The organism is Streptomyces fulvoviolaceus, from assembly GCF_000718165.1.
In the GTDB taxonomy this organism is placed as follows: domain Bacteria; phylum Actinomycetota; class Actinomycetes; order Streptomycetales; family Streptomycetaceae; genus Streptomyces; species Streptomyces fulvoviolaceus.
Window position 1 is genome coordinate 1 of sequence record NZ_JOEY01000101.1, and the last position, 17,858, is coordinate 17,858.

Consider the following 17,858-nt stretch of genomic DNA (forward strand, 5'->3'; position numbering starts at 1 on the left):
GGTGACGTCCTCCTTGACGCCCGGCACGGTGGTGAACTCGTGCAGAACGCCGTCGACGCGGATGGACGTGACCGCCGCACCCGGGATCGAGGAGAGGAGAGTGCGACGCAGGGAGTTGCCGAGGGTGTAGCCGAAGCCCGGCTCCAGCGGCTCGATCACGAACCGGGAGCGGAACTCGTCGACGACCTCTTCGGTCAGGGACGGACGCTGAGCAATCAGCACGAGGTGTTGCCTCCAGTGGTTTGGCGCCCGCTATGTGACGCCGTTGACACCACGAAGAGTACGGGCGATACGGTCTCCGGTGGCCGCGCTGCAGTTCCTCGTGGTGCACGGCGCCCGCAACCGCAACTGCCTCACGGGATGAGCTTAGGTGCTCATCCCCCGTGGCGTGACCCTGTACTCCGGTCCTTCGGGGTGGGCTCCTGATCGAGGTCGCATCGGGGATGGCGAGGCCGGAGCCCGCCGGTGGCGAGCACAACGTAGACCATGATCGCCGGTTGGCCAAACACCTCCTCGTCGCTCAACTGCAGCAATAGCGAACGGCTAGGCTTGGAGTGGAAGCCCGGCCCGCTGGTGCGTCCGGTACGGGGATGCAGTGGCGTTTCATGCCGTACGTCGCTGTGAGTGCGCTGAGCCATCCGGGGCTGCTTCGCGACAGACCCTTGTCCTCCTGCTCGGGACACCCTCAGGGGCCATCGCCTCGTCTCAGCGGCGCGGGCCGCACCCGTCCGGGTCGCCGTCGTCGAGGCACTGGTTCCGGACGAGGCCGGCCGCACCTTCCACCTGTTGCAGCCCTGGTACGCGATGTTGGCGATGACCGGCCCCGGTCTGGTCGAACTGTTTGCCTACGGCGGGCCCGGTTCTGTCCTGCCCACGTAGACGGTGTTGGTCGAGGTGCCGCCTTGCAGGGGATTGTCGAAGTCGACGACGTGGGCCGCTGATTGCGGGAAGACCTCTGTGAGTGCGGAGGTGAACTGTCTGTCCGGCGGGTCGTTCGACCACAGGGCGAAGACCCCGTTGGGGTGGAGGTGTTCGCCGAGAGCGCGGAGCCCGGCAGGCTGGTAGAGCGCCGCGTGGCTCGGGTGGAGCACATGACGCGGCGAATGGTCGACATCCAGCAGGATGGCGTGGAAGCGGCGGCCCGGCTCCTTCGGGTCCAGACCGCGCGAATCGGCCGCCATCGCGAAGAAGTCGCCCTGAACCAGGCGGCAGCGGGCGTCCGAAGTCAGCCGGGCGCCGAGTGGGACCAGACCCCGCTGATGCCAGTCGATGACTTCGGCGAGCGTTTCGATCACGGTCAGCGAGCGCACCCGGGGGTCGTCCAGCACAGCCTGGGCGGTGTACCCGAGTCCGAGCCCGCCGACGGCGATGTCCAGTTCGGTGGCGGGCAGTTTCGCCAGTCCGAGTTCCGCAAGTGCGATCTCGCCGGTTGTGAAGAGGCTGGACATCAAGAACTCGTCGCCGAGCTTCACCTCGTACACGTCGGTGTCCGACACCGGGTCGCGTCGGCGCCGCAGGCTGATGTCGCCCATCGCTGTCGGGCGCCAGTCGATCTCCTCGAAACGCGCGCTCATCTGTTTACCTTTCTGACGCACCGTCGGTGCCCGAAGCCGGTGCCTGGAACGCCGCTCTGTGCAGGTGGGCGCAGGCGCGAAACCGTCCCTGCTGCCGGCAGGGCAGGGGAGGAGGGGAAGGGGGCGCCGGTCAGGCGTCGATGATGACGGGGATGATGAGGGGCCTGCGGCGGTGGGTACGGAAGGCCCAGTTCGCCACGGCACGGGCGATGAGCTGTTCCAGCTGGTGTGCGTCGCCGACGCCTTCTTGGGCTGCGGTCGCCAGAGTCTTCTCGATGACAGGGATGACCGGTTCGAAGGTGGTGTCGTCGTGGACGAACCCGCGGGCCAGGAAGTCGGGAGTCTCGGCAAGGGCGCCCGTGTCGGCGTCGACGATCGCCACCACGGTGACCACGCCTTCCTCCGCGAGGGTGACGCGGTCCTTCAGGGACGCCTCGGTGGCGCCGCCGACCTCCATGCCGTCCACGTAGACGTTGCCCGCGGGCACCTTGCCGGTGATCGACGCACGCCCGTCCACGAGGTCGACGACGACGCCGTCCTCGGCGATGACCACCCGCTCGGGATCGACCCCTGTACGGATGGCCAGGTCGGCGTTGGCCCGCAGGTGGCGCCATTCGCCGTGCACGGGCATGACATTGCGGGGCTTCACGATGTTGTAGCAGTACACGAGCTCACCGGCGCTGGCGTGCCCGGAGACGTGCACCTTGGCGTTGCCCTTGTGGACGACATGGGCGCCCCACCGGGTCAGCCCGTTGATCACCCGGTAGATGGCGTTCTCGTTGCCGGGGATCAGGGAGCTGGCGAGCAGGACGGTGTCGCCCTTGCCGATGCGGATCACATGGTCGCGGTTGGCCATCCGGGACAGAGCCGCCATCGGCTCGCCCTGGGATCCGGTGCACACCAGGGTGATCTTGTGGTCCGCCAGCTTCTCCATTTCCTTGGTACTCACGACCAGGCCACTGGGAACCTTCAGATACCCGAGGTCGCGGGCGATGCCCATGTTGCGGACCATGGAGCGGCCCACGAAGGCGACCTTGCGGCCGTGCTGGTGCGCGGCGTCCAGGACCTGCTGGATGCGGTGCACATGGCTGGCGAAACTGGAGACGATCACCCGGCGCGGGGCGGTACGCATCACCTGCTCGATCGCCGGGTTCAGGTCGCGCTCGGAGGTGGTGAAGCCAGGTACCTCGGCGTTGGTGGAGTCGGTGAGGAAGAGATCGACGCCTTCCTCGCCGAGGCGGGCGAAGGCGCGCAGGTCGGTGATGCGGTCGTCCAGCGGGAACTGGTCCATCTTGAAGTCGCCGGTGTGCAGCACCAGCCCGGCCCCGGTGCGGATCGCGACCGCGAGACCGTCCGGGATGGAGTGGTTGACCGCCACGAATTCGCAGTCGAAGGGGCCGAAGCCGCGCCGGTCGCCCTCACGTACCCGCACCGTGCGCGGCCGGATTCCGTGCTCCTTGAGCTTGGCCTCCAGGAACGCCAGTGTCAGCTTCGAGCCCACGACAGGGATGTCGGAGCGCTCTCGCAGCAGATACGGCACGCCGCCGATGTGGTCCTCGTGACCGTGGGTGAGCACCACGGCCACGATGTCGTCCAGGCGATCACGGATCGAGGTGAAGTCCGGCAGGATCACGTCCACGCCGGGCTGGGTCTCTTCGGGGAACAGCACGCCGCAGTCGACGATGAGCAGCTTGCCGGCATGCTCGAAGACGGTCATGTTGCGGCCGATCTCACCCAGACCGCCCAGGGCGACGACCCTCAGGCCTCCTTCAGGCAGCGGAGGGGCGGCTTTCAGTTCGGGATGTGGATGACTCATATTCCGACGTTACCGGAGAGTCTGCCGAGGTGATCCACTGGCTGCCCGGCCAGCCGGTCCAACACGGCGCGGCCGAGGCGGTCAGCGGGTGGAGCGGGGCTCCTACGGCAGCGGACGGGACACCGCACGGTGGAGCTAGGGGCTGTCCTGGCGATCATGAGCGGAGCCAGATGACGAGTGCTGCGGCGGTGACGGTGCCGAGGTAGACGTAGGCGCGTTTGTCGCATCTGGTCGCGACCGCGCGGAACTGTTTCAGCATGTTGATCACCCGCTCGACAGCGTTGCGCTTGACGTACCGCTCCTTGCCGAAGCCGGGTGGCCGGCCACCGGTGCTCCCGCGCCGCAGACGGCCGGCCGCTTGGTCGGCTTTCCCCGGGATGACGTGCCGGATCCCGCGTCCACGCAGGTAGGCGCGGGTACGACGGTTGCTGAAGCCCTTCTCGGCGCTGACGCTGTCGGGTGTCGTGCGAGGCCGGCCGGTGGCAAGGCGGGGCACCCGGATCCGTTCCATGACAGCCTCGAACTGGGTGCAGTCGGCCCGCTGACCGGGCGTCAGGACGAGCGAGAGCCCTTCGCCCTTGAACAGCAGCACCGGCGCCGCGCAGTGTTCCCCAGTGCAGCGGCAGCCGCCCGCAGGTGCGCCTTTCGCCCTTGAACAGCAGGCCCGCAGCCTGCCCGCAGCCGCGCGATGTCCGCAACGAACGCCGATTCCCCTCCCGGGACAGCAGCACCCAGCCGCCTGCCGGGACCCTCCACGCTCACTCACACACGCCAGAACGCACTCCCACCCAGCCAAACCCCAGCAGTTCCCAACCCCGGGCCCAGTGGCGCCCGCAGGAGCGCGCGCACCACCGACAGATGCGTCACAAGCGCGCGTTTTACGCGTTCGGGTCCCAGTCTGCGAGCTGCTCCATCGGCTCGGTGTCGCCGGTGGTCTCCAGGCCGTCGAGCGGGACGCGCTCGTAGAAGTAGAGGACCAGTTCGCTCGCTGCGCCTCGCATCGCCATGTCGCCCGGCTCCGCGTCGGCGGCGAGGTCGTCGCAGCGGACGCCGTCGGCGTTGAGGGTCAGGCGCCAGGAGCGGCCCTCGGTCGTGTGCAGGTCGATGGTTGCCGGCTTGAACGGCCAGGGGACGGTCGTCGCCGAGACGGTCGTCAGGAACTCGTCGACGCCCTCGGCCGCGACGTCCGTCGGCAGCGGCTGTGCGGCGCCCTGGGTGAGCTGGGCGTCGTAGGTGTGGACGGCGATCTCCTGGATCTGGTGCCGGGCCACGGCTCCGCTGGTCTCCGGGGCCTGCGAGCGGCCCCACCAGGTCCAGCAGCCGCGGTCCGGGCCGGCCGCGCGCATCGCGTCGAGCATGAGCTCGGTCGACTCGGCGAGCCAGGCGTCCAGGGCTTCGTGGTCGCGGGGCGCGGTCGGGGCGCCCTTCGGGTCCGTCCTCGCCGGGGGCTCAGCGCCCGGGCCCGCCGCGACGATGGCGGCCTGGCGGCGGCGGCCGTCACCGAGGTGCTGCGCCAGTTCGCGCAGCGTCCAGTCCGGGCAGGTCGGGACCTGGACGTCAAGGTCGGGGGCGGACGTGATCGCAGCGCGGAACGCGGCCGAGCGGTCTTCGATCAGCCGCAGGACCTCGGGGAACTCCAATATGTTTTGCACGGCGGTTGTGTATCACGGCGCTCCGGCCGCCGGGTAGCGAATTTGTCGGACGAACGCGTCGACGGCCGGGCGGAGCGCCGGCGCCGAAGCCGTCCTGAAAATCCGCGCACTGCTCGCCAATGGCGACTTCGACCGCTACTGGACCTACCATCTGGGCCAAGAGCACCAGCGCAACCACCAGGCCCGCTACCAACTCGCTGCTTGACCTACGAAGTCACTCCCAGAAATCCGCACCCCTCCCCACGTCCACATCAACGACTCGGACACGGAGTAGCCACAAGAGCAGACAAGCGCTGATGGCTCAGTCTGTGATGAATGGGGCGTATCCGATCGGGACCTTGCTCACCTGAAGGTCGGAGAAGGTCAGGATGAGCTGGTGCGCGTTGGTCTCGATGAGCACTTCGTGGAAGTCGATCCCGACTTCTTGCGACCAGCGGCGGGTTGCCTCCGACCCCGGGAGCACTTTCGCGCCCGGGTACAAGCAGTGCCACTTCACTCCCCAGACGTAACCGTCGAGGTCGACACCGGTCTCGTGGTCGATGAGACGGTCGTCCAAGGATCTCCGCCATGTCTCCGCCGACACCGACGTCTCGCAGCGGGCTTCGACGCAATACCGGAAGAGATGTCGCAGGTAGGCCGGCTCGACACCGGTGCACGGGTCCGCGGTTGCGTAAACGAAGACCTCGTAGTCGCGCATGTAATTGGTGAATCCATGGTGCACGACGGCCTGATCGAAGGTCTCGTCCAGCATCTGTTGAAGCACTGCGGCATCCATGTCGCCGTTCTATCTCACGCCCCAGGCCTGCCGACAACAAGATTGCGCCAGGGGAGGTCGGTCTGCGCAGGTCATGCCGGCAGGTTGCCACGGTTCGGTTCGCGGCGGTGGAGTTCGCGCATGCCGCGGATGTGGGCGGCTGCCTCGGCGAGGGCGCCTTCCGGCGACCACATCCGGAAGCCGCGGATCGCTGATGTGCCCGCCTGCAGACCGGATCCCGCGCCCTTGTGACCAGCTGGGCACCGCCGACCGTAAAGGGGACTGGATCACCCTTCTCGGGCTCTGGTCCGCCGTATTCTCCTCAGGCCGGCGGCAACACTTGTTCATCCTGTTCTTTAACCTCCGTCTGCGTCGTATGGCGGTGATGGTGGCTGGTGCCAGACGGCGTCGAACCGGCTGATGATCTGGCGGAGTTCGCGGGCGCTTCGGGGTGAAATGGCCTGCATCACGGTGTCGAGGAGAACGCGGGCTTCGAATGGGTTGCCGCAGCAGTACCAGTGCACGTTGCCCCACTCGTAGTCGTGGCACAGCTCGCGCTGGGGACGGTGGACGTAGTCCTTCCACAAGCGCACGGCTGCGCTGACGTCTCCCGGCTGCAGATAATTACGGGTGCGCTCGAGACGGAAGACCTCGGACAGTGCGCGTGAGGACACGCCGTCGATGACTGGCTTTGTATCTGGTGTCCGGTGGTGGGGGATGCCGGCCCGGATGTGCCCTGGCCGTCTACGCGGCATGGACCTTTCGGTTCGTCGTCATGCCGCACAGGGTGCCACGATCTCGAACGCTTTCTCGAACGGGTTCACTCGGCTGGGGATTCGCCGGACGTGCGGCCGGCCTTCGTCTGATCTGTGACGCTCGGTGAGCGGGAGGCTCTGGAAGGGCCGGCCTCGGGGACCAGTCGACGCGAGCATGGACGCCGCCGCCCACGCGGCCTGCGAGTGGATGCGCATCGCCACCGCAAAGCTGCGGTGAGGTCGCGGGGGTTCACCCGTGAGGTGGGCGGGTGGCGAGCCGCCTCGAAGCGCCGGCGCGTTCGTCGGCGAGGTCCTGGACGACGACGCCGGAACCGGGTCGTACCGAATCGACGTCGATCACCAGGACGACGCCAGTGCGATATGCCGTGATGACAAGACGGAGACCGGAGCATGACTACCGCCGAAAGCCATGCCCAGTCCGCACCTGCGGCCCGGGTGAATGACTACGACAGTTTCGCCGAGGCGTATTCGGCCCTGAGCGAGACCAGCCTCCTGAACGCCTATTACCTCGCCGGGCGGCACCTGCGTGCCTCGGTGATCTGGATCAAGACCTCACCCGAACCAGAGCCGAGAGCCGCGCAGGTCATCGAAGGGCGTAGCTTGTCGGGATCGCAGTTGTGGCGGGCTCAGGTGAGGGCGGCCGCCAGGCAGGCGAAGGCGGCGATGATGACGGCGACGCGGACGTAGTGGAAGCGGTCCCAGCGGTTCATCTGCTGCTTCCAGTCGGCCGGCCGGTCGCCGGCGGTCCACGTCTTGACCCGGTTGTTGATCGGGACGAGCACCAGGATCGACATGATCACGCTGAGGATCAGCAACCCGGCGGCGACGACGACGAGGCCGGTGCCGTCGTCGTCCCATCCGGCGACGGCCCAGACCCCGACGAGGACGAGCGAGCCGATGTACCAGAACGGCATCACGGCGCCGCCCACTCGGGCCCCGTGGACGCGGCCGCGCAGGCCGTTGTCGCCGGGGAGCGCGTTGAGGATCGGGTTACTGAAGAAGGGGACGGAGAACTCCACCCCCACCATCACGCCGACGACCACGATGGTGACGACCTCAAGTGCATCGAGCATGTTGACCCCTCCCGGGACCTAGCGCTGCTAGCTGATGAGGCAACGCTAGAGCTACTGCCGCTCGATTGTCTAGCGGTGCTAGGATCGACTCATGTCGGTACAGGAACGCAAGCAGCGCGAACGGGCGGGCCGCGAGCGCCTCATCGTGGCCACGGCCCGCGAACTCGCGGAGCAGCAGGGCTGGGACGCGGTCACCACCCGGCGGCTCGCCGAACGCATCGAATACAGCCAGCCCGTCCTCTACAGCCACTTCCGCGGCAAGCGCGAGATCATCGGCGCCGTCGCTCTGCAGGGCGCTTCCGAGATGGCCGTGGCGATGCGGGCCGCGACCGCCGCCGCCGACGGCCCCCGCGCCCGGGTCACCGCCCTCGCCCGTGCCTACCTCGCCTTCGCCGAACGCCATCCGGCGGTCTACGACGCCCTGTTCCAGCTCGACGGCGGTCTGGCGTACGCGCAGGAGGACACCCCCGAGCCGTTGAAGGACGCCTTCGCCGCGCTGCTGGAGTGCCTCAGCGAGGTCGCCGGGGACGGCGTGCACCCGGGGCTGTTCACCGAGACGTTCTGGGCGTCCCTGCACGGACTGGCCACCCTGACCCGAGCGGGACGGCTCCCGCCGGAGGACACCGAGCGGAGGACGGAGTTGCTGGTGGATCGGCTCGCCATGCTCTGACGCACGGTCCCGGATGGCACACAGCCGGGGTCCTCGGGCCCCGCTGCCTGCCTGCGGCATCGCTTCCGGTCACTCGCGCCCACATGGCGCAGCCGCGGATCGCCGGGCCCCGTGCCCGTCGGGGCACCCGCCCCGGAAGCTGCGGTGCTCATTGATCACGACCCGATACGAGCCCTAGTTGGTGCGGTACTTCTCCGCCGCCGCCTGGGCGAGCTCCTGGGATTTCTGCAGAGCCGCGTCCACCGATTGCCTTCCGGCGATGGCCCAGCTGATCTCCTGGGAGACCTTGGTGCCGAGGTCGGCGAACTCGGGGATGCCCACGTATTGGACACCCGTGTAGGGGCGTGGGCTGACGCCCGGGTTCCGCGGGTCGGCGGAGTTCGTCGCCGCCATGTGCTCGTGCCGGTACCAGGCGGCGGCCGCGTTCTGGTAGTCAGGGTTGGCGTAGAGCGACTTCCGGCTTCCCGCGGGCGCCGCGTTCCAGCCGAGTTCGGTGCCGACCAGTTCCTGGTACTCCTTGGAGGAGGCCCAGGAGATGAACTCCCAGGCGGCGTCCTTGTTCTTGCTGGCGGTCTGGATGGCCCAGGCCCATGTCCACAGCCAGCCGGCCTTCTCGGTCTTGTCGTGCGGCGCCGCGACATAACCGACCTTGCCCTTGATCGCCGAGCCATCGGCCTCGACCGACGATGCCAGGGCGGTCGCGTCGTACATCATGGCGCACTTGCCCGCCACGAACGTTTCGAGCGCTTCCAGGACGCCGCTCCGATAGGCGTCGGGCTGACCGTACGTGCGGACCAGGTCGACGTAGAACTGCACTGCCTCCTTGAACGCCGGTGAGGTGAGCTGCGCGTTCCACTTCATGTCGTACCAGGCGCCACCGAAGGTGTTGATGACGCTGTTGAGCGGGGCGAGGTTCTGGCCCCATCCGGACATGCCGCGCAGGCAGATGCCCGCCGCGCCGCTGGTGCCGTCGACCTTGGCCGCCAGCGAGGCGACCTGGTCCCAGGTCGGGTTCTGCGGCATGGTCAGCCCGACCTTCCTGAACAGGTCCTTGCGGTACATCAGGAAGGAGCCCTCACCGTAGAAGGGCTCGGCATAGATCTTGCCGTCGGTCCCGGTCAGCGACGCCATCAGGTTGGGGAACATGTCGTCCTGGTCGAAGGACTTGTCCGCCTTCACGTAGGAGTTCAGCGGGGCGAGCCAGCCGTTCTTCGAATAGATCGGCACTTCGTACGAGCCGACGATCGCGACGTCGTAGTGCCCCGCCTGGCTTGCGAATTCGCGAGCCGCCTTGGCCCGCGACTGGTTCTCCGGCAGCAGGGTGTAATTGACCGTGATGCCGGTCTCCGCGGTGAAGTGCCTCTTCGTGAGCCTTTTCAGGTCCTGCATCTGGGCGATGTCCATGGTGAGCACGTTTATGCTCCCCTTCGACCCGCCGGACGGCTGCTCTGTGGCATTGCAGCCCGAGAGCACCAGGCCTGTGGTCGCCGCGGCTGCCACGACCAGACGGGTGAGGCTCCTGCGCTTCATGGCACTCCGATGGCCCCGAGGTTTGCTTCATTCTTTATATTTCCTATTTTGACCCGTAATAAGCGGTCAACGGTGAAATATGGAGACGTACGTGATCCCGCTCAGGCGCGGTCGCGCGCCCCCGCGGAACGCCGGGAGAGCGTGTCGGCGGTGACTGCGGCGAGCAGCACACCACCAGTGATCATGAACTGGACGGCGTCCTGGACCCCAAGGAGCGCCATGCCCGAGGCGATCGACTCGATGACCAGCACGCCGAGCAGCGCGGACCACGTCGAGCCGCGCCCGCCGAACAGACTGGTGCCCCCGATGACAGCCGCAGCGATGGCGTTGATCAGCAGCATGCCGGAGCCGGCGGCGCGGGCCGTCGTAGGGCTTGCCGAGGTGAGCCCCGAGGCCACGAACAGGCCACCGATCGCGGCCAGTGTCCCCGACACCATGAACATCAAGATCCGCACCCGCGCCACGCCGACGCCGGCGCGCCGAGCCGCCTCGATACCGCCGCCGAGCGCGTAGACCCTCCGTCCGTAGCGGGTGCGCCGCAGGATGTAGTCAGAGGCGACGATGATCGTCAGGAAGATCAGGAGGGCGAGCGGCAGGCCCTGGAACTGGTTGAGCGTGTAGGCGGCGGCGAGGGCGATCAGCGCCAGGACGCCGGTGCGCACCCAGATCTCGCTCAGTGACCGGTGCGGCATCCCGGCGGCCTTGTGGCGGTTTCTGTTCCGGTGGGATACCAGGAAGTACGCGGCGATGCCGAGCGCCGCCAGACCGTACGCCGCAGCGGCGGCACCGAAGTAGCTGCTGGTCAGGGAGGCAACCAGACCCTCCTCGTCGAGGCTGATGGTGCCACTCGCGCCCAGGAGGAAGAGCGTCAGGCCGTTCCAGGCAAGCAGCCCCGCGAGGGTGACCACGAACGCGGGCACGCCAACCCAGGCGAAGAAGAACCCGTGGACGGCTCCCACTGCCATTCCCGAGAGCATCGCCACGATGAGGGCGAGCCACTCCGGCATGCCGAGGTTCACGTTCAACACGGCGAACGCGGCCCCTGCCAGTCCGCTGACGGAGCCGACCGACAGGTCGATCTCGCCGATCAGCAGCACAAAGACGATGCCAACGGCGACCAGGCCGGTACCGACGATGTCCACGCTGAGGTTGGACAGGTTGCGCGGCGAGAGGAAGTTGTCGTCGAGGCTCTGGAAGACGAGCCAGATCACGACAAGCCCGAGGGCGACCAGGATCGGGCCGCGTTCGCCGAGGCGCAGTCTGGCGCGGAACGCATCGGCGTATCCCCTCAGGTTCATGTTCCGCCCGCGGGTGCGCGGATGCCGGCCGGACGTGGCGGACACGGCGTCCATGCCGCCTCCCGTGCCGGTGGGTCCTGAATCCCGGGAGGCCCCCTTCCTGCTCACGGCCATGCCTCCTCGTCGCGCGTCGTGCGGTGAGCCACGGCGTTGTCCGCCGCGCCGGTGATGGAGGAGATGATCTGTTCCTGGGACGTGGTGTTCACGTCGAAGAGGCCGTTGTTGCGGCCCAGACGCAGGACGGCGACGCGGTCCGCGACGGCCTTGATGTCGCCCATGTTGTGACTGATGAGGAGCACTGCGAGGCCGTGGTCGCGGAGCTCCTCGACGAGGTCGAGGAGGTGGCTGGTCTGCTCGATGCCCAGGGCGGCAGTGGGTTCGTCGAGGAGGAGGACCTTGGGCGCGGCCATGAGTGAGCGTGAGATCGCAACAGCCTGCCGCTGTCCCGCGGACAGCGCGGCGACAGGCATACGCACATCGGGGATACGGATGGACAGGGTGCGCATCAGCTCGCGGGCACGGCGTTCCATCTCCACCTCGTCGAGGATGCCCATCCTGTCGATCTCACGGCCGAGGAAGAGATTGCCGACGACGTCGAGGTTGTCGCACATCGCGAGGTCCTGGTAGACGGTCGCGATGCCCAGCGCCTGGGCGTCGTGGGGGCGTTTGATCTGGACGAGATGGCCTTCCCACTCGATGACGCCCTTGTCGGCGGGGCCGACACCCGAAATTGCCCTGACGAGTGTGGACTTGCCGGCGCCGTTGTCGCCCACCAGAGCGACGACCTCACCGGCCCGGATCTGCAGCTCGACATCCACGAGCGCGTGCACGCCGCCAAACCGCTTGGAGACGCCGCGCAACGCCAGCACGGGCGGGTACGCCACAGGGACCACCTCCCCTTACTGAGTGAGTGCGGCCGTTTGGGTGAGTCCGGCCCTGTCGCAGGCGGGCCGGAGCTTCGGGGTGCAGATCTGGTCGATCGTGTAGACGCCCTCCTCGACGAGGGTCTGCCGGATGTTGCCGACCGTCACAGCGATCGGAGTGAGCAGGACTGCCGGGACGCCCTCGGTGGTGGCGTTGTCGATGGTCGTCGGGGCGATGTCGCCGAGCGTCTCGCCGCGTCCCAGGGCGACGGCCATGGCGGCGGCCGCGGCGGCCTCCGCCTTGAAGGGTTTGTACACAGTCATGTACTGCTCGCCTCTGACGATGCGCCGCACGGCCTCAAGGTCGGCGTCCTGGCCGGTGACGGGGGGCAGGGGCCTGGCACGGGCGCTCTTGAGAGCGGCGATGACGCCGGCGGCGATGGCGTCGTTGGCTGCCAGGACACCGTCGATCCGATCGGGGCCAAGGGCAGCGATGGCGGCGGTCATGTGGTCGTGGGCGTTCTCTGCTCTCCACCCCAGGGTGTCGTACGACTTGCCGATCTTCACCTTGCCCTCGATGACGGACAGCGCCCCCCTGGTGTACCAAGCCGCGTTGGGGCTGGTCGGATCGCCGTTCATCATGACGACCTGGCCGCCGTCCGCCCTCTCGCCCATGGCCTTCAGGAGAGCCTCGCCCTGGAGCCTGCCGACCTGGGCGCCGTCGAAGGTGACAAAGCCCGAGATCGAGCCTTCGGCGAGCCGGTCGTAGGCGACGACCGGGATACCGGCCCTGTGCGCCGTCTGGACCGAGGAACGGAGCGCCTTGGGGTCGACGGCGTCGAGGATCACAACCTCGACGCCCTTGGTGATCATGGAGTTCATCTGTTGCCGCTGTCTCGTCGCATCGTTCTCGGCGTTGGCGTACGCCATGGCGCAGTGGGCGCACAGCTCCTTGAGTCTCTTCTCGATCAGGGGCTTGTCGGACTGCTCCCACCGAGGAAGCGCACGGCTCGGAAGCAGCAGGCCGACGGTGAAGCTGTCCCCGCCTGCCCCGCTATTGCTTCCGCAGCCGGCCAGGGACACGGCCATGAGCCCCGCGACGACGGCGGCAACGGCGTTCCAGGTGCGGGTCCTCATGTCTGACCCCCTTGTTCCCTCCCGGCTCCGGCGCCGGCAGGGCCGGGCTCGCGTACCGGCACATCGATCTCGCTCCACACCTGCTTGCCCCCGCCGACCGGCACGGAGCCCCAGGCCGCCGATGTCGCTTCGACCAGAAGCAGCCCTCGGCCGCCGGTCGCCTCCCAGTCCACGATCACCGGCTTGGCGGGCGCACGCGGCGAGGAGTCGCTCACGGCGACCCGCACCCGGCCCGCGCCGTGGGTGAGATCGAGGCGGACCGCGCCCTGGGTGTGCACCAGGGCGTTGGTGACCAGTTCGGAGACGACCAGCAGCACGGCGTCGGCTTCTTCCGCGATCTTCCACGCGCGCAGGGTGCGCGCCGTGAAACGGCGGGCGTGCATGACCGCGTCGGGCAGCCGCCACACCACATAGCCGGCCCGTATCGGCTTGGTCTTCATGCCGTCGTAGCGCATCAGCAACAGCGCCACGTCGTCCTCGCGACGACCGGCGTCACCGAGTAGTTCGTCACCCATCCGTCCGAGGTCCGAGGGGTCGGCCACGGCGAGTGCGTCGCGTGTCCGGCGCATGCCCTCGTCCAGATGCAGGCTGGCGGACTCGACCAGGCCGTCGGTCACCAGGACGAGGACCGCGCCCGGGGTCAGTGCGACCGCGGTCATCGGGAACTCCGCCTCCGCGAGTACGCCCAGCGGGAGTCCGCCCTCGACCTGCACTTCCTCGGTACTGCCGTCGGGATGGCGTATCAGCGGTGCGAGGTGCCCGGCCCGGACGAACCAGGCGTCGCCCTCCTCCATGTCCAGCTCGACATAGCAGCAGGTGGCGAACAGGTCGGTCTCCATCCCGACAAGAAGGCGGTTGGCGCGCGAGACGACCACGTCGGGAGGGTGGCCCTCCACCGCGTAGGCCCTGACCGCGGTGCGCATCTGACCCATGATCGTCGCGGCTCCGGCGCTGTGTCCCTGCACGTCACCGATGACCAGGGCAACCCGGGCCTCGGAGAGCGCGATGACGTCGTACCAGTCACCGCCCACCTGCAGCCCGCGCTTGGCGGGCAGATAGCGGGCGACAGCGGTACCTCCGGGCAGTTCGGGCAGGCGCCGGGGCAGCAGACTGCGCTGCAGCATCGTCGCGAGCTCCTGCTCGGCGTCGTACGCGTGCGCACGCTTGAGGGCCTGCCCGACCAGTCCCGCGGTCGCGGTGAGCAGGGACCGCTCATCGGGGGCGAACTCGTGCGGCTCGTCCCACCCGACCAGGCACACACCGGTGACCCGGCCCTTGGCCGGGAGCGGCAGGACTGCCAGGCCGCCGGGGCCGACGCCCGAGAGACCGGGTTCGAGCACGGTGCCGACGGGCCACAGGCTCATACGTCCGTGCCTCAGAGCCGTCTGGAGGGTGGGCAGGGCATTGATCGGTGCGTCGGGCCACTCCGAACGCCACTCGGAACGCCATATCTCCGGCCAGGCGGCGGGCTGCGGCGGGTCGAGCACGGTGACCACGAGCCGGTCGTCCCGCAGTTCGGCGAGCGCCACCCGGTCGGCACCCAACGGCTCGCGCAAGGCGGAGACCACCACCTGGCTGACATCCTGGACCGTTGAGGCGTCGTCGAGCGCGGCGATCAGCCACTGGACCTTGGAGACGTCGTCGGCACTCTGGCGCAGCACAGAGGCCGCGGTCACCACGCCCAGGACCTGCTCCGGCCCGTCGGCGGTGTCTTGCGTCGCCCGGCAGCTCAGACTCAGCCAGCGGAGCTCACCGGTGGGCCGACGGACCCGGAACTCCAGTTCCCGGCGGCCGGAGGCCTGGGTGGACGGCTCCAGGACCGACATCAGTGTGGGCAGGTCCTCCGGGACGGTATGGGCGAGCAGTGTGTCCGCCTTGCCGTCGAAGTCGTCCGGGGCGATGCCAAACAGTTCGAGCACGGTCGCGTCGGCCTCGATCAGGCCGGTGTCCGGCACCAGGACGAACGAGCCGACGCGCAGATTCCGCAGGGCGGGTCCCAGCAGCGGCGAGGGCGTGGACCGGTCGGCCTCGGCCTGGAGTCGGCCGGTGATCGCGTCGGCGTACTGCTTCAGGAAGCCCCGCTGCTCGGCTCCGAAACCATCTGTGGCGTCCCCCACGACGACGAGGCAGCCCAGCTGCCTGTCCTCTGCCGCGAGAGGCAGTGCACCGAGCGACACGCCTGCTCGAACTGTCGCCGGGCCGCCCTCGGGGTAGGAGGCGAGTGCCGCGGGAGTCAGCCACAGTGGCCGACCCGTACGGAAAGCGTTGGCTACAGGTGAGCCATCGGACAGCGGAACACGCTCTGGCAGCCCGTAGCCGGCAGTGGCTCCTCCGGCCGCTTCGACCAGCCGAAGCCCTTCGCGCTCATCGCCAGGCACGTAGACAGCCACCAGCGCGGCCCCGGCGAACGCCAGGACCCGCTCCCTCGCGGCTGCCTCCGGCGCCGGAGGCAGCCGACCGGCGCCTTCCGCCCCAGTCCCGTATGTGCGCGGCCCCGCGGTTCCGGCCCGGACACCACCGTAGTGGGGCATGTCCGCATCTACCTCCCGTTCATGCCGCAGGTGCCAGCAGGACGAGGTCTCCGGAATACAGGCAGCGGCGGAGGCGCCGAACCAGCGACGGGGGACCACGCCGCCCACGAGTGGCAGGGCACCCACACCCAGAATCGCATATCTGGACGAAACGGACAGGCGTGCCGGGGATCGTCATGGGGAGACCGTCCTGGTCCCCGGAAGGGTCCTGTGACAGGTGCTGCCTCCGCGAAACCGACCGGACGAGCAGCACCATGAGCACGGTGCACGCCGCGACCACTGTGGTCAGGTCAGCCGGCCAGGTGGCGCTCAGACAGGGACCCGCGTCCGGCGCTGGTACGCCGTCGTGAACTCACCGATCAGGAGGGAGAGATCAGTACTCCAGCTCGGGGCGGAGAGGGCCGCCGACCGCGTGGAGGTGGCGCAGCACCTGGGCGTAGGAGCTGAAGAGCCCGGTCTCGTGATAGGCGATGCCGTGCCGGGCGCAGAAGGCGCGCACGAGTTCCTGGGCATGGCGCAGGCCGGGCCGGGGCATGGAGGGGAACAGGTGGTGTTCGATCTGGTAGTTCAGCCCGCCGAGCGCGAAGTCGGTGAACCGGTGGCCGCGGATGTTGCGTGAGGTCAGTACTTGCCGACGCAGGAAGTCGATCCTGTCGTCCTTGGCGAAGATGGGCATGCCCTTGTGGTTGGGGGCGAAAGAGCACCCCATGTACAGCCCGAACAGCCCTTGGTGCACGAGAAGGAAGACCACGGCCTGGACGGGGGACAGGACCAGGAACAGGGCGGCGAGATAACCGCCGAGGTGCGCCGTCAGCAGTCCCGCCTCGGCCAGTTTGGACGCCCGCGAGTTCGCTTTGCCGGTGCGGTCGAGCAGCGCCCGTACGCCGGCGACGTGCAGGGCGAGTCCTTCCAGGAGAAGCATCGGGAAGAACAGCCAGGCCTGGTGGCGGGCCAGCCAGGCATGCGGTCCGCGGCGGATGCGGGCGTGGTCCTGGGTGAAGGCGATCGCGCCGTCGGCGATGTCGGGGTCGCGGTCGACGTGGTTGGGATGGGAGTGGTGCCGGTTGTGCTTGGAGATCCACCAGCCGTAGCTGAGGCCGATCAGCAGGTCGGCGTGCACGCGGCCGAGCAGGTTGTTGACGTGCTTGGAGGCGGCGATCTGGTGGTGTCCGGCGTCGTGCCCGATGAACGCGGTCTGGGTGAACATCACCGCGAGGAAGGCGGCGGTCAGCAGCTGCCACCACGACTGCCCGATCAGTACGAACGCGGTCCATCCGGCGGCCAGCAGAAGCAGGTTCGCCCCGACTTTGACGGAGTAGTAGCCCGGCCGCCGCTTCAGCAGCCCGCGCTGCTTCACCTCGCGAGACAGCGCGGCGTAGTCGCTGCCCCGGCCGACGGACGGGGGTTTCGTCGTCCCGGCGTGATCCGCCGGCCCGGTGCCCCGGTTGAAGGTGTCAGTGGTCACGGTTTTCCTTTCGGACGTGTGTGGGCCGCTGCCGTCGGCGCGGGGGCAGGGCGCCGGGATGCGGGAAACCTGTACGGAAGCAGCGCGAGGCAGGCCCGCGATGCGGGCCTGCCTCGGAGTCGGGTGTCCTCAGAGCGCGCGGACCTGGTCGGCCTGTATGCCCTTGGGGCCCTGGCTGGCGGTGAACTCCACCCGCTGGTTCTCCTCCAGAGAGCGGAAACCGCCCGTGTCGATCGCCGAGTGGTGGACGAAGATGTCGGCGCCGCCCTCATCGGGGGCGATGAAGCCGAAACCCTTGTCCGGGTTGAACCACTTCACGGTTCCTTGAGCCATGTGATGTCTCCTTCGAGATGGCGAGTAGGTCGGAGAACGCGCACTCGCGCGATTCCGGGCTGTCGGTCGCCAGCCGTCGAAGAAAACCCCCGAAACGGCGAAGCGCCCGCTGTCAGAACTCCGCAGGCGCTTACACGTTCGCAAACTTCAACTACAACCACTCGCTACAACGTCCGGAGTGCCGGGAATGTTCCCGGCCGGGCGGGGAGGGGTGGAGAACTGCTGGGGTTTGACTGAGCAGGAGGGCGTTCTGGCGCGTGAGTGAGCGTGGAGGGTCCCGGCCGATAGCTGGGTGCTGTCGTCCCGGGAGGGGAATCGGGGTTCGTTCGTCGAATGTGTGACCTTTCCGTGTGGTGTTCGTTGGGTGTGATGAGCGGGTTATTCGA

General features: G+C 68.3%; 16 protein-coding genes and 1 pseudogene. 2 read left to right on the forward strand and 15 right to left on the reverse strand.

Going from position 1 to position 17,858, the window contains the following annotated elements:
• The 7 genes and pseudogenes from IG08_RS0151495 to IG08_RS62180 all read right to left on the reverse strand — a co-directional run.
• Positions 1 to 222: pseudogene (locus IG08_RS0151495) on the reverse strand (DNA-directed RNA polymerase subunit alpha); the annotation flags it as partial.
• A 623-nt stretch (positions 223 to 845) separates the two neighbouring features.
• Complete coding sequence (locus IG08_RS0151500; protein ID WP_030621390.1) at positions 846 to 1,574, reverse strand: polyamine aminopropyltransferase; 729 nt, start codon at positions 1,572 to 1,574, stop codon at positions 846 to 848.
• 130 nt (positions 1,575 to 1,704) lie between these two features.
• Positions 1,705 to 3,390: a ribonuclease J gene (locus tag IG08_RS0151505; protein ID WP_030621393.1), complete on the reverse strand. Its 1,686-nt coding sequence runs from the start codon at positions 3,388 to 3,390 to the stop codon at positions 1,705 to 1,707.
• Positions 3,391 to 3,544: 154 nt separating this feature from the next.
• Positions 3,545 to 4,156 (reverse strand): transposase, encoded by a 612-nt coding sequence (locus IG08_RS58480; protein WP_261726294.1) that lies wholly within the window; start codon positions 4,154 to 4,156, stop codon positions 3,545 to 3,547.
• A gap of 112 nt (positions 4,157 to 4,268) precedes the next feature.
• On the reverse strand, positions 4,269 to 5,042 hold the full coding sequence (locus IG08_RS0151515) for a maleylpyruvate isomerase N-terminal domain-containing protein (protein WP_030621397.1): 774 nt from the start codon (positions 5,040 to 5,042) through the stop codon (positions 4,269 to 4,271).
• Positions 5,043 to 5,343: 301 nt separating this feature from the next.
• Complete coding sequence (locus IG08_RS0151520) at positions 5,344 to 5,817, reverse strand: YxiG-like protein (RefSeq protein ID WP_030621398.1); 474 nt, start codon at positions 5,815 to 5,817, stop codon at positions 5,344 to 5,346.
• A 335-nt stretch (positions 5,818 to 6,152) separates the two neighbouring features.
• Positions 6,153 to 6,470 (reverse strand): hypothetical protein, encoded by a 318-nt coding sequence (locus IG08_RS62180; RefSeq protein ID WP_234343212.1) that lies wholly within the window; start codon positions 6,468 to 6,470, stop codon positions 6,153 to 6,155.
• Positions 6,471 to 6,962: 492 nt separating this feature from the next.
• On the opposite strand from IG08_RS62180, the gene IG08_RS62925 reads away from it, so the two are divergent.
• Positions 6,963 to 7,259: a hypothetical protein gene (locus IG08_RS62925; RefSeq protein ID WP_030621401.1), complete on the forward strand. Its 297-nt coding sequence runs from the start codon at positions 6,963 to 6,965 to the stop codon at positions 7,257 to 7,259.
• Here the strand turns inward: IG08_RS62925 and IG08_RS0151540 are convergent.
• Complete coding sequence (locus tag IG08_RS0151540; RefSeq protein ID WP_030621402.1) at positions 7,199 to 7,645, reverse strand: anthrone oxygenase family protein; 447 nt, start codon at positions 7,643 to 7,645, stop codon at positions 7,199 to 7,201. The genes IG08_RS62925 and IG08_RS0151540 overlap by 61 nt on opposite strands.
• A 91-nt stretch (positions 7,646 to 7,736) precedes the next feature.
• Between IG08_RS0151540 and IG08_RS0151545 the strand changes: the two genes are divergently transcribed.
• The gene (locus IG08_RS0151545; RefSeq protein WP_030621403.1) at positions 7,737 to 8,315 is read left to right on the forward strand and encodes a TetR/AcrR family transcriptional regulator; all 579 of its coding nucleotides are present in this window, start codon (positions 7,737 to 7,739) and stop codon (positions 8,313 to 8,315) included.
• A gap of 174 nt (positions 8,316 to 8,489) precedes the next feature.
• Here the strand turns inward: IG08_RS0151545 and IG08_RS0151550 are convergent, their stop codons facing one another.
• The 7 genes from IG08_RS0151550 to IG08_RS0151580 form a co-directional block, all read right to left on the reverse strand.
• On the reverse strand, positions 8,490 to 9,845 hold the full coding sequence (locus tag IG08_RS0151550; protein ID WP_030621406.1) for an ABC transporter substrate-binding protein: 1,356 nt from the start codon (positions 9,843 to 9,845) through the stop codon (positions 8,490 to 8,492).
• A gap of 101 nt (positions 9,846 to 9,946) precedes the next feature.
• Positions 9,947 to 11,257: a sugar ABC transporter permease gene (locus tag IG08_RS0151555; RefSeq protein ID WP_043457494.1), complete on the reverse strand. Its 1,311-nt coding sequence runs from the start codon at positions 11,255 to 11,257 to the stop codon at positions 9,947 to 9,949.
• Positions 11,248 to 12,027 carry an ATP-binding cassette domain-containing protein gene (locus tag IG08_RS0151560; protein ID WP_030621410.1) on the reverse strand — a complete coding sequence of 260 codons (780 nt, stop codon included), beginning with the start codon at positions 12,025 to 12,027 and terminating at the stop codon, positions 11,248 to 11,250. Before IG08_RS0151560 ends, IG08_RS0151555 begins: the two co-directional genes overlap by 10 nt.
• Before the next feature lie 15 nt (positions 12,028 to 12,042).
• Entirely contained in the window at positions 12,043 to 13,143 is a 1,101-nt protein-coding gene (locus IG08_RS0151565) for a sugar ABC transporter substrate-binding protein (protein ID WP_030621412.1), read from the reverse strand.
• Complete coding sequence (locus IG08_RS0151570; RefSeq protein WP_052425315.1) at positions 13,140 to 15,674, reverse strand: SpoIIE family protein phosphatase; 2,535 nt, start codon at positions 15,672 to 15,674, stop codon at positions 13,140 to 13,142. The genes IG08_RS0151565 and IG08_RS0151570 overlap by 4 nt, the downstream gene beginning before the upstream one ends.
• A gap of 373 nt (positions 15,675 to 16,047) precedes the next feature.
• The gene (locus IG08_RS0151575; RefSeq protein WP_030621416.1) at positions 16,048 to 17,139 is read right to left on the reverse strand and encodes a fatty acid desaturase family protein; all 1,092 of its coding nucleotides are present in this window, start codon (positions 17,137 to 17,139) and stop codon (positions 16,048 to 16,050) included.
• Between the two features lie 129 nt (positions 17,140 to 17,268).
• Complete coding sequence (locus IG08_RS0151580) at positions 17,269 to 17,472, reverse strand: cold-shock protein (RefSeq protein WP_030621419.1); 204 nt, start codon at positions 17,470 to 17,472, stop codon at positions 17,269 to 17,271.
• Positions 17,473 to 17,858 lie beyond the last annotated feature (386 nt).

What these genes read in the sequence shown, in the direction of transcription:
- IG08_RS0151500 (WP_030621390.1), bottom strand. Translation starts at nt 1,574, where the DNA reads ATGAGCGCGCGTTTCGAGGAGATCGACTGGCGCCCGACAGCGATGGGC.
- IG08_RS0151505 (WP_030621393.1), bottom strand. Translation starts at nt 3,390, where the DNA reads ATGAGTCATCCACATCCCGAACTGAAAGCCGCCCCTCCGCTGCCTGAA.
- IG08_RS0151520 (WP_030621398.1), bottom strand. Translation starts at nt 5,817, where the DNA reads ATGGATGCCGCAGTGCTTCAACAGATGCTGGACGAGACCTTCGATCAG.
- IG08_RS62925 (WP_030621401.1), top strand. Translation starts at nt 6,963, where the DNA reads ATGACTACCGCCGAAAGCCATGCCCAGTCCGCACCTGCGGCCCGGGTG.
- IG08_RS0151540 (WP_030621402.1), bottom strand. Translation starts at nt 7,645, where the DNA reads ATGCTCGATGCACTTGAGGTCGTCACCATCGTGGTCGTCGGCGTGATG.
- IG08_RS0151545 (WP_030621403.1), top strand. Translation starts at nt 7,737, where the DNA reads ATGTCGGTACAGGAACGCAAGCAGCGCGAACGGGCGGGCCGCGAGCGC.
- IG08_RS0151550 (WP_030621406.1), bottom strand. Translation starts at nt 9,845, where the DNA reads ATGAAGCGCAGGAGCCTCACCCGTCTGGTCGTGGCAGCCGCGGCGACC.
- IG08_RS0151555 (WP_043457494.1), bottom strand. Translation starts at nt 11,257, where the DNA reads ATGGCCGTGAGCAGGAAGGGGGCCTCCCGGGATTCAGGACCCACCGGC.
- IG08_RS0151565 (WP_030621412.1), bottom strand. Translation starts at nt 13,143, where the DNA reads ATGAGGACCCGCACCTGGAACGCCGTTGCCGCCGTCGTCGCGGGGCTC.
- IG08_RS0151570 (WP_052425315.1), bottom strand. Translation starts at nt 15,674, where the DNA reads ATGCCCCACTACGGTGGTGTCCGGGCCGGAACCGCGGGGCCGCGCACA.
- IG08_RS0151580 (WP_030621419.1), bottom strand. Translation starts at nt 17,472, where the DNA reads ATGGCTCAAGGAACCGTGAAGTGGTTCAACCCGGACAAGGGTTTCGGC.